The organism is Metalysinibacillus jejuensis, from assembly GCF_003057615.1.
GTDB classification, from domain to species: Bacteria; Bacillota; Bacilli; order Bacillales_A; family Planococcaceae; genus Metalysinibacillus; species Metalysinibacillus jejuensis.
On record NZ_QAFW01000024.1, the window covers coordinates 19,625 to 33,428 of the forward strand.

Genomic DNA, 13,804 nt, shown 5'->3' on the forward strand with positions numbered 1-13,804 from the left:
TTTAACGCAATTCGTGTTTACGATGCCATTTTTGTAAGATGTTAATAATGATTAAAAAAGTGAAGGATAGCAATAGCATTACAACGCCAATCGCTGTAGCACCGGCATAATCAAACTGTTCAAGTTTGGACATAATGAGCAGCGGTGCCACTTCCGTTTTCATAGGCATATTGCCAGCGATAAAAACGACAGAGCCGTATTCACCTAAGCCACGTGCTAAAGCGAGCGAAAATCCGGCAAGCAATGCAGGTACAATCTCAGGGAAAATGACTTTATGAAAGGTTTGAAAGCGGCTGGCGCCCAAGCTAGTTGCCGCCTCTTCGGTTTCTTTTGGTAGATTCTCTAATACGGGTTGGACCATACGAACGACAAACGGTAGCCCGATAAACATAAGTGCGATAACAATACCGCTAGAAGTATAAGCGATAGGGATACCAAGCTTTTGGAAAAATTGTCCGAACCACCCTTCAGGGCCATAGAGTGCAGCTAGTGTCATTCCTGCTACTGCTGTTGGGAGTGCGAAGGGTAAATCAATCAGTCCGTCAATAATACGCCTTCCCGGAAAGCGATAGCGTACGAGTACCCAAGCGAGAAGTAACCCAAAAATGGCGTTAAGGAAAGCGGCAATAAAAGCGGTCGTTAGCGAAACTTTATACGCATGCATCACACGCTCATTTGTCACAATCGTAATAAATTCATCTAAGCTAAGAGAAGCTGTTTTAATGAGCAGTAACGAAATAGGCACGAGCACAAATAAACTTACATAAAGTGTTGTAATGCCCATCGTTATACCGAATCCAGGAAGTATGTTTTTTTTCATTTTGTGCCTCCTGTATAAATTTGATCAAACTTTCCACCATCACTAAAGTGAATGCGCTGAAGACTTTGCCAGCCACCTAATTGTTCTACTGTAAATAATGTGAGCGGGGGGAATTGCTCACGGTAACGCTCAGCAATTTTTTCATCACGGGGGCGATAAAAATGTTTAGCAGCTAAATCTTGCCCCACTTCGCTATACAAATAGCTAATATACGCTTCTGCTAGCTCGCGCGTGTCGTGTTCGTCTACAGTACGGTCCACTACAGCGACGGAAGGTTCGGCTAAAATACTTTGAGATGGTGTGACAAGTGTAAAATCATTAGCCTGTAATTGCTTAATAGCTAAAAGCGCTTCGTTTTCCCATGTGATTAGGACATCACCAATCCCTTTTTCGGCAAATGTTGTCGTTGAAGCACGTGCACCTGTATCAAGAACGGCGACATTGCGATACAGCTTATGTACGAAGTCGGTAACTTGTTGTTCAGTAGCGTACGTATTTTGTGCGTAACCGAGCGCTGCTAAGTAGTTCCAACGAGCACCTCCTGAAGTTTTCGGGTTAGGTGTAATAACGCTCACATCCTCACGAATTAAATCATCCCAATCTGTAATCTGTTTAGGATTTCCCTTTCTCACCAGAAAAACAATAGTGGACGTATAAGGGGAGGAGTTATTTGGTCGTTGTGTTAACCAATCCGTTGCGATAATTTCTTTAGCTGCAATGGCATCGATATCATACGCTAAGGCCAGCGTTGCTACATCAGCTGGTAAGCCGTCGATAATAGCCCTAGCTTGACTACCTGAACTTCCGTGAGATTGCCGGATGATAACTTCTTCATTATGGGTTTGTAGCCAGTGTTGCTGAAACGCTACATTAAATTCTTGATAGAGTTCCCTTGTCGGATCATAAGAAACATTTAATAGTTCTCTTGGTTTTGTACCGCAACTGGCGAGCACCAGTAGGCTTAAACTTAAAATAATGAATACTTGCCACCTCATCCTTATTACCTCCAAATTCCTAGTTTTTAAGTATGGATTTAACTTATAAAAAAAGACCGCTTAATTTACAGGAATGGAAACTCCTCTAAATTAAGCGGCCTCTAGTTTTCTAGTGAGCTACTTTAAAACAAAGTATTTGTATACGGATTATGATATTTCATTTATAAAAGGTTGTCAACCCCTAGTTCAATGATACTTTTAGCCAACGGGTTGCCTCGGTATAATCTTGCGCTACGCCAATACCTTTTTTGTACAGCATACCGAGTTGGTATTGTGCTTTACTATGTCCATGGTTTGCAGCTAATCTATAATACTTAGCTGCTTGTTTGGCATCCTTCTTTACACCTTGCCCTAAATAATACATTTGACCAAGTTGAAATTGAGCTTTAATATGACCAGCGTTCGCGGCTTGGCTAATCCACTTAGCTGCTTCTTCGTAGTTTTGGTCTACTCCAATACCTTTATCATAAAGGTTGCCAAGCTCATACTGGGCTTGTACTTGGTTTTGTTCAGCGCTTTTCGTGAAGAAGTAAAGTGCTTGTTGGTAATCGTGTAATTCCCGATATAAGTAAGCGAGTTCTAATGCTGCTTCTGGTTGTTGTTGTGCTGCCGCTTTTTCAAGCCACTGTTTGGCTGTCGCTTGGTCTTTTTCGACACCTTGTCCGTGCAAGTACATTTTAGCTAACGTTACTTGGGCATTTGCATTATTTTGAGAAGCTGCTGCTGTTAAATGCACTAGTGCTTTTTCGATATTAGGATCGTTGTACAAATAAAGTAGCCCGAGTTCATACATTGCAGGAAGATGCCCTTTTTCAGCTGCCCACGTTAACCACTGTGCAGCTTGAATATAGTCTCCTTGTTGGCGATAAAGCATGCCGAGCGTAAATTGTGCATTCATATGATCTTCCGTTGCTGCCAGTTTTAGCCACTTCATACACTCATCCATATCTTTCTCGACACCTTGTCCTAATTGATACAATAAAGCTAGCTGAAATTGAGCGTTTGCATGGTCTTGTAGTGCAGCTTTTGTAAACCAATGAGCTGCTTTACTATTGTTTTGAGCAATGGCTTGCCCTTTACGATATAAAAAGCCGAGATTGTACTGCGCACTAGCGTCTCCTGCTAGTGCAGCACGTTCAAACCATTGGATGGCCTTACTATAGTCTTTTTCCACGCCATTACCATTGTAGTAAAGGAAACCTAAATTATTTTGTGCGCTCGTGTTGCCTCGCTCTGCCGCTTCTTTAAACCAATAGCGTGCTTCCGTAAAGTCGATATTACGGCCTAGACCTTGATTGTAAAGTACACCAATATGGTACATGGCGTCGCTATTACCCAGTGTAGCGGAATGTTCATAATATTTCATAGCTTTTTCATAGTCTTGAGGGACAAATTTACCAACATGTGCTAATAGCCCCAAACTAAAAAGTGCATGAGCATTTTCTTGTTTAGCGGCTAATTGGTAATAGTGAATGGCCTTATTAATATCTTGTTTAACACCGACACCCGCTTCATAAAGCACGCCTAGATTGTATTGTGCGCTAGCATAGCCTTGATTGGCAGCACGTTCAAACCACTGTGCTGCAGCTTTATAGTCTTCAGCGGGAGATAAGTCGAAGGGGTTAAGTGGTGTAATAACTTCATCAGGTGGCGCTGTCGTTTGAGACTGGTAGTTAGCGTCAAAACGCTGAATGTACCACTCAATAATATCGGCTAAGTAGTCAATGACGATACGTGCGGACTTAGCAGTAACGATATCATTAGCAGACTGATTCGTCATTTTCCAAACGAGATTCATTAATAGATGGATACGTCTCGGGTGGATTTTAGCAACAAAAGCTTTAGTCGTGAGTAGTACACGTGGTGATAAATGATGTGGTGAAGTTTGCATTTCTGCTTCATATACTTGACGTACGATTTCTTCTACAGCTAATAATGCATGTTGCAACGTTACTTTAGGCTTAGTGTTGGCATTTGTATAAGCTACTTCATAGTTATGCGCTAACGTATGGAATTGCAAAACATGAAGCTTATAGCATTGTTCTTTCATAATATGTGCATGAATCATAATGGAGGGAGCCCCCTTTCTCTATATGTATAAAAGTATTGTAAAAAAATGAAATACTTACACGTATTATCGTCAAAAAACGTCAACATTATAGGTTAATACAACTAAATATCGTATGATAGGTACGAATGAAAAAGCTTATTATAGGAAAATGAAAGAAGGGTAATCAGATGGTAGTAGAAAAAAAGCGCATGGCTGTTCGCCAACCTAAGTATCAGAAGATTGCGGCTGATATCGCCACAAAAATTGTGGAAGGACGTTACATTGTGGGCGAGAAAATTTACGCGCGTTCGTCATTAGCGAGTCAGTATGGTGTGTCTGCAGAAACCGCAAGAAGAGCAGTAGCTGTATTGCAGGATTTAGAAATTGTCCAAGCTACAAAAGGCAGTGGCGTTGTTATTACATCGACGGAAAAAGCTGCTGCTTTTATTCACCAATATAGCGACGTTCAATCCGTACAAGAATTGCAAAGTGATTTATTAGCAAGTGTAGTGCGTCAGCGTGAAGAATTGACTACCTTAGAAAATACACTAACACAACTCATTGAGCGGACGGATCGTTTTAAAGCAATTAATCCGTTCGTACCGTTTCAAATCATTATTACAGAAGAAGCGGCCCACTGTGGCGAAAGTTTACAAACGTTAAACTTTTGGCATAATACATCCGCTACCATTGTAGGTATTAAAAGTGAGCAAGAACTCTTATTATCACCAGGGCCTTATGCCACATTTCATGCAGGTGATACGATATATTTTATTGGCAATGAATCCTGTTTTGAACGTGTTAAAAACTTTTTATATAAAAACTAATGTAAACCCTTACGCCCTTATGCTGTCTAGCATGAGGGTTTTTTATTAGGTAAATAGAGGGAGTTTATAAATTGACATAAGTAACAACTCTTTGTTATTGTAAGGTTGTTACTTTGTGATTACCAAAACTTTGTTTGAATTTTGCTGTAATAACAAATAAATTGAATCGTTTAATGACTTATTTAATAAAAGTAGTAGTAGAGGGGAGTATCGTTTTTGGAGAAGATACGCGTAGAAAATGTTTCTAAAATCTTTGGCAAAAATGTAAAAGAAGCCTTAGCTTTAGTAAAACAAGAGAAAAGCAAAACAGAAATTTTAAAAGAAACCGGTGCAACTGTCGGTGTATATGATACAAGCTTCACAGTTAATGAAGGCGAAATTTTCGTCATTATGGGGCTATCAGGTAGTGGTAAGTCGACATTGGTGCGCTTATTAAACCGACTGATTGAACCGACGAGTGGCAATATATTTATCGATGGTGCTAATATTTCCACGATGAATAAAGAAGCCTTGCAAAAAGTACGCCGTGAGCAAATGAGCATGGTGTTTCAAAACTTCGGGTTATTTCCTCAAAGAACCTTATTACAAAATACAGAGTACGGCTTAGAAGTACGCGGCATGCCAAAAGCAGAACGTCGCGAAAAAGCTGAAAAGGCCTTAGAAAATGCCGGCTTACTCGCTTATAAAGATCAATATCCTAATCAATTGTCAGGCGGTATGCAACAACGTGTAGGTTTAGCGCGTGCATTAGCGAATGACCCACAAATTTTATTAATGGATGAAGCCTTTTCGGCATTAGATCCACTTATTCGTAAAGAAATGCAAGATGAATTGTTAGAACTTCAAGATAATGTTCAAAAAACGATTATTTTTATTACCCATGATTTAAATGAAGCGCTTCGTATTGGAGACCACATCGCCTTAATGAAAGATGGTCAAATCATTCAAATTGGTACAGGGGAAGATATTTTAACGAACCCAGCGAATGATTATGTGCGTAGCTTCGTAGAAGATGTTGACCGCTCACGCGTGTTAACAGCTGAAAATATTATGGTGCGCCCAATCTCTATTAATATTGAATTAGACGGACCAAAAGTTGCTTTACAGCGCATGCGTGAAGAAGAGGTAAGTTTACTCATTGCGGTGGATCGTCACCGTAACTTACAAGGCTATATTACAGCAGATGATGCGCGTGAAGCTGTGAAACAAGGACAAAAAGATTTGCGTACGTATTTGCATACCGATATTGAAACAGTTGCAAAAGATACGCTTATCCAAGACGTCTTTAATGTTATCTATGATGCCCGTACACCAGTTGCTGTAGTAGAAGGCAAGCGATTACTCGGTGTTATTATTCGCGGAGTAGTTATTGAAGCATTAGCTAAGACAGAGGAGGTGGAGTCATGAGTAGTATATTAGACACCTTACCTAAAATACCTTTAGCTGAATGGGTAGACGATGCTATGAAGTGGCTGACAACTACTTTCCGTACAGGCTTTGATTTCATTAAAATTAACGGAAAGTGGTTAATGGAATCGACGTCTGACTTACTGATGGCTATTCCACCTGTCGTCTTTATCTTACTAATGGTGTTGCTCGCTTTCTTTGCATCACGCAAAAAGCTTGGTTTACCAACCTTTACATTAGTCGGTCTGTTACTCGTTTATAACCAAGGCTTATGGCCTCAATTAATGGATACGTTTAATTTAATATTATATGCGAGTATTTTATCCATCATTATCGGGATTCCTACTGGTATTTTAATGGCTAAAAGTGAAACGGCAGAAAAAATTATTAAGCCAACACTTGATTTCATGCAGACGATGCCAGCGTTCGTTTATTTAATACCAGCTGTTGCATTTTTCGGTATCGGTTTAGTACCGGGTGTATTTGCATCGATTATATTTGCGTTGCCACCAACGGTACGTATGACAAACTTAGGTATTCGACAAGTGCCACATGAATTAGTAGAAGCTGCTGATTCGTATGGTAGTACAGGAACGCAAAAGCTCTTTAAAGTGGAGTTGCCATTAGCAAAATCGACGATTATGGCCGGTATTAACCAAACGGTAATGTTAGCACTATCGATGGTTGTTACAGCTTCGATGATTGGTGCTGACGGATTAGGTCGAAACGTATTATCAGCACTTCAACGTGCACAAGCAGGTACAGGCTTCGTTGCGGGTATTTCACTCGTAATTTTAGCAATTATTTTAGACCGCTTAACACAAAGTTTAGATCGTAAAAAGCAATAATTGAGGGGGAACTTTTTTGAATAACAAATTTAAAATAACAGGTTTAGCTATAGCTGCTAGCTTGGCATTAGCAGCATGTGGCGATAAAGAAGAAACATCGAAAGAGCAAGATGTACAAGGTAATAAGGAAGAGAAGAAAGATATTAATTTAGCTTACGTAGAATGGGATACCGAAATTGCATCGACAAATGTTGTAGGAACTATTTTAGAAGATTTAGGTTATAACGTAACATTGACACCACTTGATAATGCGATTATGTGGGAAGCTGTAGCAAATGGTGAAGCAGATGCAATGGTAGCGGCATGGTTACCACATACGCATGCAGCGCAATATGATAAATATAAAGAAGATATTGTAGAGTTAGGACCGAATCTTGAAGGTGCAAAAATTGGTTTCGTAGTACCAGCGTATATGCAAGTTGATTCGATTGAAGACTTAAAAGATCAAGCGGGCAAAACGATTACAGGTATTGAACCAGGCGCTGGTGTCGTTGCGGCATCTGAAGAAGCGTTAGAAGCTTACGATAACTTGAAAGATTGGTCAGTACAAACGTCATCATCAGGCGCAATGACAGTAGCGCTAGAGCAAGCGATTGCTGGTGAAGATGAGATTATCATTACAGGCTGGTCGCCACACTGGAAGTTTACGAAATATGACTTAAAGTATTTAGATGACCCTAAAGGTGTATTTGGTGGCGAAGAAACGATTAATACGTTTACACGCAAAGATTTGGATAAAGATATGCCAGATGCCTATGCAGTACTCGATGCATTTGAATGGACTTCAGATGATGTAGAGTCTGTAATGCTAGAGGTAACAGATGGTAAGGACCCAAAACAAGCAGCACGCGACTGGATTGAAGCAAATAAAGATAAGGTAGACGCGTGGACTAAGCAAGTGAAGTAAGACCGTCTTACAAAAACACAAAAGGCGGGAGAAAACATTGTTTTCTTCTGCTTTTTTTATAGGAGGAAAATGAATTGAAAAAATTAACAGTAGTAGGAGCCGCTTTAGCTACTAGTTTAGTGCTTGCAGCTTGCGGAGATAAAGAAGACAATCAAGCCACAGGGGACAATGAAAAAGATATTAACTTAGTGTATGTTGAGTGGGATACAGAAGTAGCTTCAACAAATGTTGTCGGTACGGTATTAGAAGATATGGGTTATAATGTAACATTAACGCCTCTTGATAATGGTGTTATGTGGGAATCAATTGCTAAAGGCGAAGCAGATGCAATGGTAGCGGCATGGTTACCTAAAATGCATGCGCCAAAAATGGAACAATATCAAGATGATGTCATGGAGCTAGGCCCTAACCTAGAAGGTGCGCGTGTAGGACTTGTTGTACCTCAGTATATGGATGTCGATTCAATTGCAGATTTAAAAGATGAAGCGAATAAAACGATTACGGGTATTGAGCCAGGTGCTAATACAATGGAGATTACAGAAAACTTAGCAGAAGACTATCCTAATTTAGCGGATTGGAATGTAGCAGCTTCATCATCAGGTGCGATGACTGTAGCTTTAGGTCAAGCGTACGAAAACAATGAAGACATTGTTGTTGTCGGTTGGTCACCACACTGGAAGTTTGCGAAATATGACTTAAAATATTTAGATGATCCTAAAAAAGCTTATGGAGAGACCGAGTCGATTCATACGGTTACCCGTTTAGGTTTAGATAAAGATAAACCGGAAGCTTTTGCATTACTCGATAACTTTTACTGGACATCTGAAGATAGTGAGGCTGTAATGCGTGCTATTTCAGAAGGTACTGACCCGAAAGATGCAGCGCGCGAATGGATAGATGCTAATAAAGATACGGTTGAGGGTTGGAAAAAATAATTTCTGAGTTATTAACTTGGTATTCGTAACATGCTATACTACTAGTAAAGAGTAGGGGGCGAGTCGTATGGCACACGAATATGATACACAAGTTAAAAATCGCGTAAAGCGTATGGAAGGCCAGTTGCGGGGTATTTTAAAAATGATGGAGGAAGGCAAAGATTGCAAATCTGTTATTACTCAGTTATCTGCGGTTCGTTCAGCAGTTGATCGAACTGTAGGAGTCATTGTGAGTGAAAACTTACTAGAATGTGTACGCAACGCAGAAGGCGACGATGATAAAGTGAATGAAATGATTCAAGAGGCGATGAACTTAGTCGTAAAGAGCCGTTAAATCATCATGCACTATTTACAGTAAGAGAGCTATGCTAAAAGCCCAAATGGCTTTTGCATAGCTCTTTTTTTACGTAAATCGCTCTACAAGTTCGTGCATGCGCTCTGCTTCTGTATGCAGTTGTAGAGAGGAATTCATAATGGAAGTAACCGCAATTTTTTGTTCATCGATAGAAGCATTGATTTCTTCTGTGGCTGCAGCAGATTCTGTCGCGACAGTTGAAATTTCATTAATTGCTTTGACGACAATAAGGCGATTTGTACTCATTTGTTGCATGCTAGTATCGAGAGCGTTTAAATGTAAGCTTATGCTCTCAATTGCTAGTGATAAATGGGTAAAAGCATTTTGTACTTCATCGATGGCTAGTACTTGTGACGAAGACAGCGATAAAGTATGTGTCATTTTAGCGTTAGCATTTATAGTATCTGCTTCAATTCTACTTAATACATTACGTACATGATTGGTTGCATCATTCGTTTGTTCAGCTAATTTTCGTACTTCCTCTGCGACTACGGCAAAACCTTTACCGTGTTCACCCGCACGTGCTGCTTCAATACTAGCGTTTAGAGCAAGTAGGTTGGTTTGTTCTGAAATCGAAGTGATGGTTTGGACAATCGTTTGGATTTCCTGCATTTGCTTAGTTAACCCTGAAAAATTAGTACGCAATTCATTAATGACTTGGCTAAATGATGCCGAACCTTGCTGTAACTCTTCTACTTTTTGTTCGCCATTAATTTTAGAAGCTGTAATGGCGCCCATTGTGTCCGTAATTTCATTATAGGCAGTAGTCGTTGTAGCAATTAATGATGATAGTGCTTCTACTTTAGTGATAGCTTCTTCTGCTTCTTCTGCTTGTGTAACAGCACCTTGTGAAATTGCAGAAATTGCTAAGTGAATTTCATCTGCAGAAGCTGTCGTTTGTTGAGTAATGGCACTCAAAGTTTCTGAAGATTCGCGCATTTTAAAGGAAGAATCACGTGTATGACCTACCATTTCATTAAGACTTGCTTTCATATTGTTAACATTTTCGGCTAATGTGCCTAGTTCGTCTTTAGCTAACAAAGGAATATCTTCACCTGTAAGTTTACCTTTAGCAATATCTGATGTCATAACCATAATTCGGCGAATATAACTTGTCATGCGTCCAGAGAAGAACCAAAATAATGAAATACCAATTGCCACAGCGATAAGTGTGACGATGAGTGCATAGCGTAGTACGGTATTAGCACCGGCATTAAAGTCCATTTCGTATGTACCGGCTGCAATAATCCAGCCCCAAGTAGGATCTTCCATGGCATAAGTAACTTTTGGTGCTTTTGTTGTTTCATCATTAGGAAGAGGCCAGTCATATTGTACAAAACCACCACCTGATTTAGCTTTGGCAATAATTTCTTGCATGAAATAACGACCATCATCTGTCGTTAAGTTAAGCGTATCTTGACCTTCAATTACAGGGTGTGCTACAGCTAGCCCGTTATCTTCAACGGCGTAGAAATAAAAATGTTCGCCATATGTGACGGGGTTTTGAATTGCCCGCTTGCCTTCGGCGTTTTTTGGACCAATCATTTGGGTTCGGACGTATTCTTGCGCTTCTTCTAGTGTCAGATCACTATTTACGACTTGCTGATTAGTGGAATCAATAAGTTGAACGATGCTCGCTACGCCGTTTTGCAAACCTAAGCGTCCTACATTATCAAGTTCTTGTTTGGCAACGACGTAGTTGACGAAGCCAATGAGTAATGTAGGAATCACGATTACAATAAAAGCTAAGCTGACTAATTTATTGCGTACTGAATGCCTCATAAAACCACTCCTTTTTAAGTTTTAAAGAGAAAAATAACGTTTAATATACAAAAATAACGTTTAAAATACATTTCCTTTCTCTTAGTATAATATAAAAGTGATAATTTGAAAGCGTTTTTATATAAATAAAAATGACTATGCCAATAAAATAGCATAGTCATAATAACCTATTGTGGTTGCGCACGCTGTTGTTTGCGTAGTGATAATAATGTTGGCAACATCATACCGATAAGTACAATAACAATACCGAAAATTTGTAGTACAGTAATGGCTTCATTTAGCACTAAAACGGAAACGGTAATGGCAACAGGTAATTCCATCGCGCTTAAAATCGAGGCTAAGGCGCCACCAACTTTCGGTACAGCAATTGAGAATAAATAAATCGGTAATAAAATACCGAGCACACCAAGTGCTACACCGTATACCCAAAGGCCATCGCCAAATAATCGGCCATTCCAAGCGATTTCGGGTGTTAAGAAAATACTAATGAGCGTTAGGGCAACGAGTGACATAACCATTACGCGTGCTGTTGTCGTAATACCTTCAGCGGGGCGCGAGTTAAATTGTACGAAGCATGCGAAGCTACAAGCTGCTGCTAAGCCAAATGCCCAACCTTGCCATGCGATGCCACTTAAATCAACATCTAATACACCTGCGGCAAGTATTGTACCTGAAAATAAAAATAGTAGTGATACAAGCTCCGTGCGTGTGGGCATGCGTTTTTTTAGCGCACAGTCCAAAAATAAACCGATCCAAGTGAATTGAAATAGCATAACTACAGCAAGTGAAGCGGGTAAATAATTTAGTGATTGCCCGTAAACAATGCCTGTTGTACCTGTAAATAAGCCAGCACCAATCACTGTAATCCAGCCTGACTTATTTAACCTCGGTAGCTGTCGTTGCGTTAAAATAAACAATAAAAAAGCAAGTCCACAACCAATCATATATTGGCTTGTGACTGCTTCCTCTGAAGTAAAGCCATGGTTCATGGCCACTTTAATAATCGTTGACAATACGCCGTAGCAGCTAGAGGCGATGATCACCATTAAGGGATACATAAGCGTTTTTTTCATAAACAAAACCTCTACTTTCACGTTGTAAATCTTTGTATGAGTACTTGTCTGACCTCTACACATTGCTCTTTAGTATAACAGAAAAAAGTAGGAATGCCATAATAAAAGGATGTAATTGGCTAGCAACGGACGAAAAGCTGTTCATAATAGTTTCAAAATAATAAAATTTTGTCTCGCTCTATTTTCGTGGTACGCTATAAGGAATTACTAATCGGAGGTACGAACAACATGAACGAAGAAAGTTATATTTTAGTGTATGGTGATGCTTTTGTGGATTATATTGCGACGGATGCGAGCAATAGCACATTTAAGAAATATATGGGCGGTGCAACAATTAATGTTGCAGCTGGCATTAGTCGCATTGGTGCACCCTCATCTCTTATTACGATTACAGGTGACGATGCAACCTCACAATTTGTGCGCGATGAGTTGAAAAAAGAGGGCGTTAATACAGACTTTGCGATTTATGATGCTAAGAAGCGTATTAGTGGCGTGTATGTACACTTAACTGAAACAGGAGAGCGTGAGTTTAAAAATTATATTGATGAAACACCAGCACTACAAGTAACACCTACACAATTACAAGAAGCGGCATTTAAAAAAGCTTCTATTGTCAATGTATGTTCAGGTACGATGTTTGAGCCAACAGCCTTAACTACGACACAAGCTATGATTGATATGGCGAAGGATAAGGGCGTTATTATTGCGATTGATGCAAATATTCGACCACTACGTTGGTCAAGTGAAGACGTATGTCGTGATACGATTATGCAGTTTTTTGAAGAAGCGGATATTGTTAAGGTGACAGATGAGGAGCTAGCCTTCTTAACACAAACTACAACAATTGAAGACGGCATTGCAGCACTTGATGCACTACTTGTACCAATTGTATTAGTCACAGTGGGCGAAAATGGCACGTATGCTGTATTAAACGGAGAAACGATGCATGTACCAACGCAAAAAGTAAAGGCCGTAGATACAACAGGCGCAGGTGATGCTTTTATGGCGGGTGTCCTACGTGATGTGCATTATAATGGTCTGCCAACTACACCAGACGAACTTATGCGTTGTGTAAGCTTTGGTAATAAATTAGGTGCAATGGCGGCAACAAAGGCAGGCGCATTAACAGCTTTACCATGCTATGATGAAGTAAAGCAATGGATTAAGGAGTGATGGTATGTATAGTGAATTGAAAGAAGGACGCCTATATTTTGGCCCACACGCCGAGGCGGCAACAGCTGCAAAAGAGCAGGGTATTGATGTAGTCGTAGATGTACGTGTTAACGGGGAGTCACAACCAGAGCAACTAGCCTATAATTATAGCCATATGCCAATTGCAGATGAAGATTTAACAGCATCAACCTTAAAGCAAACAGCAGAGGCAATTAAGACGGCTTATGATGAGGGTAAAGCTGTGTACTTTCATTGTGGTGGCGGTAATGGACGCGCTTGTGTTACCGCAACAGCTACGCTACTTGAATTAGGTGAGGCTGCTACTGTGGACGAAGCGATTGCTCAAGTCACAGCTAAGCGACCAACAGCTAATATTCGACCAGCTATGGAAGCGGCACTACGTAGGATATATGAGGGTAAATAAATGGGAGTAGTTAGCCAATGCGCTAGCTACTCCTTTTTATTATAATTTTTTCTCCATGTTTTGTTGGATGAGTAACGATTTAAAATTATCACCTCTCACTTGATTGTACGGTATTTCTACGATATAATCAATACATAAGATATTATTCCGTACAAAGCGAGGTGAATTGATATGACTAAACAAAACAAAGCATTCAAATTCCGTTTAC

Annotated in this window: 13 protein-coding genes; 8 read left to right on the top strand and 5 right to left on the bottom strand. The window is 39.9% G+C overall.

Annotation, left to right across the window (positions count from 1 at the left end):
- Position 1: 1 nt before the first annotated feature.
- The 3 genes from cysT to DDE80_RS08900 all read right to left on the bottom strand — a co-directional run bounded on the left by cysT (position 2) and on the right by DDE80_RS08900 (position 3,883).
- Entirely contained in the window at positions 2–820 is an 819-nt protein-coding gene (gene cysT, locus DDE80_RS08890; RefSeq protein ID WP_108307308.1) for a sulfate ABC transporter permease subunit CysT, read from the bottom strand.
- Positions 817–1,815 (bottom strand): sulfate ABC transporter substrate-binding protein, encoded by a 999-nt coding sequence (locus DDE80_RS08895; RefSeq protein WP_108307309.1) that lies wholly within the window; start codon positions 1,813–1,815, stop codon positions 817–819. The genes cysT and DDE80_RS08895 overlap by 4 nt, the downstream gene beginning before the upstream one ends.
- Positions 1,816–1,996: 181 nt before the next feature.
- Positions 1,997–3,883: an SEL1-like repeat protein gene (locus DDE80_RS08900; protein WP_235612307.1), complete on the bottom strand. Its 1,887-nt coding sequence runs from the start codon at positions 3,881–3,883 to the stop codon at positions 1,997–1,999.
- A 170-nt stretch (positions 3,884–4,053) separates the two neighbouring features.
- Between DDE80_RS08900 and DDE80_RS08905 the strand changes: the two genes are divergently transcribed.
- The 6 genes from DDE80_RS08905 (at position 4,054) to DDE80_RS08930 (ending at position 9,123) form a co-directional block, all read left to right on the top strand.
- A complete protein-coding gene (locus DDE80_RS08905) occupies positions 4,054–4,692 on the top strand; it encodes a GntR family transcriptional regulator (protein WP_108307310.1) in 639 nt (212 codons plus the stop codon).
- Positions 4,693–4,908: 216 nt separating this feature from the next.
- Entirely contained in the window at positions 4,909–6,099 is a 1,191-nt protein-coding gene (locus tag DDE80_RS08910; protein WP_108307311.1) for a quaternary amine ABC transporter ATP-binding protein, read from the top strand.
- Entirely contained in the window at positions 6,096–6,947 is an 852-nt protein-coding gene (locus DDE80_RS08915) for an ABC transporter permease (protein ID WP_108307312.1), read from the top strand. The genes DDE80_RS08910 and DDE80_RS08915 overlap by 4 nt, the downstream gene beginning before the upstream one ends.
- Before the next feature lie 16 nt (positions 6,948–6,963).
- Complete coding sequence (locus tag DDE80_RS08920) at positions 6,964–7,854, top strand: glycine betaine ABC transporter substrate-binding protein (RefSeq protein ID WP_235612308.1); 891 nt, start codon at positions 6,964–6,966, stop codon at positions 7,852–7,854.
- Positions 7,855–7,928: 74 nt separating this feature from the next.
- Positions 7,929–8,789: a glycine betaine ABC transporter substrate-binding protein gene (locus DDE80_RS08925; protein ID WP_108307313.1), complete on the top strand. Its 861-nt coding sequence runs from the start codon at positions 7,929–7,931 to the stop codon at positions 8,787–8,789.
- Positions 8,790–8,856: 67 nt separating this feature from the next.
- On the top strand, positions 8,857–9,123 hold the full coding sequence (locus DDE80_RS08930; RefSeq protein WP_108307314.1) for a metal-sensitive transcriptional regulator: 267 nt from the start codon (positions 8,857–8,859) through the stop codon (positions 9,121–9,123).
- Positions 9,124–9,192: 69 nt separating this feature from the next.
- Here DDE80_RS08930 and DDE80_RS08935 read toward each other — a convergent pair whose 3' ends face one another.
- Complete coding sequence (locus DDE80_RS08935) at positions 9,193–10,926, bottom strand: methyl-accepting chemotaxis protein (protein WP_108307315.1); 1,734 nt, start codon at positions 10,924–10,926, stop codon at positions 9,193–9,195.
- 167 nt (positions 10,927–11,093) lie between these two features.
- Entirely contained in the window at positions 11,094–11,999 is a 906-nt protein-coding gene (locus tag DDE80_RS08940; RefSeq protein ID WP_108307316.1) for an EamA family transporter, read from the bottom strand.
- Between the two features lie 228 nt (positions 12,000–12,227).
- Here DDE80_RS08940 and DDE80_RS08945 point away from each other — a divergent pair, with 228 nt between their 5' ends.
- Together DDE80_RS08945 and DDE80_RS08950 are read left to right on the top strand one after the other, a co-directional pair.
- Complete coding sequence (locus DDE80_RS08945; protein WP_108307317.1) at positions 12,228–13,172, top strand: carbohydrate kinase family protein; 945 nt, start codon at positions 12,228–12,230, stop codon at positions 13,170–13,172.
- Between the two features lie 4 nt (positions 13,173–13,176).
- The gene (locus DDE80_RS08950) at positions 13,177–13,596 is read left to right on the top strand and encodes a protein-tyrosine phosphatase family protein (protein WP_108307318.1); all 420 of its coding nucleotides are present in this window, start codon (positions 13,177–13,179) and stop codon (positions 13,594–13,596) included.
- Positions 13,597–13,804 lie beyond the last annotated feature (208 nt).

Coding starts and splice junctions, on each gene's coding strand:
- cysT (WP_108307308.1), bottom strand. CDS start 820: ATGAAAAAAAACATACTTCCTGGATTCGGTATAACGATGGGCATTACA.
- DDE80_RS08895 (WP_108307309.1), bottom strand. CDS start 1,815: ATGAGGTGGCAAGTATTCATTATTTTAAGTTTAAGCCTACTGGTGCTC.
- DDE80_RS08900 (WP_235612307.1), bottom strand. CDS start 3,883: ATGATTCATGCACATATTATGAAAGAACAATGCTATAAGCTTCATGTT.
- DDE80_RS08905 (WP_108307310.1), top strand. CDS start 4,054: ATGGTAGTAGAAAAAAAGCGCATGGCTGTTCGCCAACCTAAGTATCAG.
- DDE80_RS08915 (WP_108307312.1), top strand. CDS start 6,096: ATGAGTAGTATATTAGACACCTTACCTAAAATACCTTTAGCTGAATGG.
- DDE80_RS08930 (WP_108307314.1), top strand. CDS start 8,857: ATGGCACACGAATATGATACACAAGTTAAAAATCGCGTAAAGCGTATG.
- DDE80_RS08935 (WP_108307315.1), bottom strand. CDS start 10,926: ATGAGGCATTCAGTACGCAATAAATTAGTCAGCTTAGCTTTTATTGTA.
- DDE80_RS08940 (WP_108307316.1), bottom strand. CDS start 11,999: ATGAAAAAAACGCTTATGTATCCCTTAATGGTGATCATCGCCTCTAGC.
- DDE80_RS08945 (WP_108307317.1), top strand. CDS start 12,228: ATGAACGAAGAAAGTTATATTTTAGTGTATGGTGATGCTTTTGTGGAT.
- DDE80_RS08950 (WP_108307318.1), top strand. CDS start 13,177: ATGTATAGTGAATTGAAAGAAGGACGCCTATATTTTGGCCCACACGCC.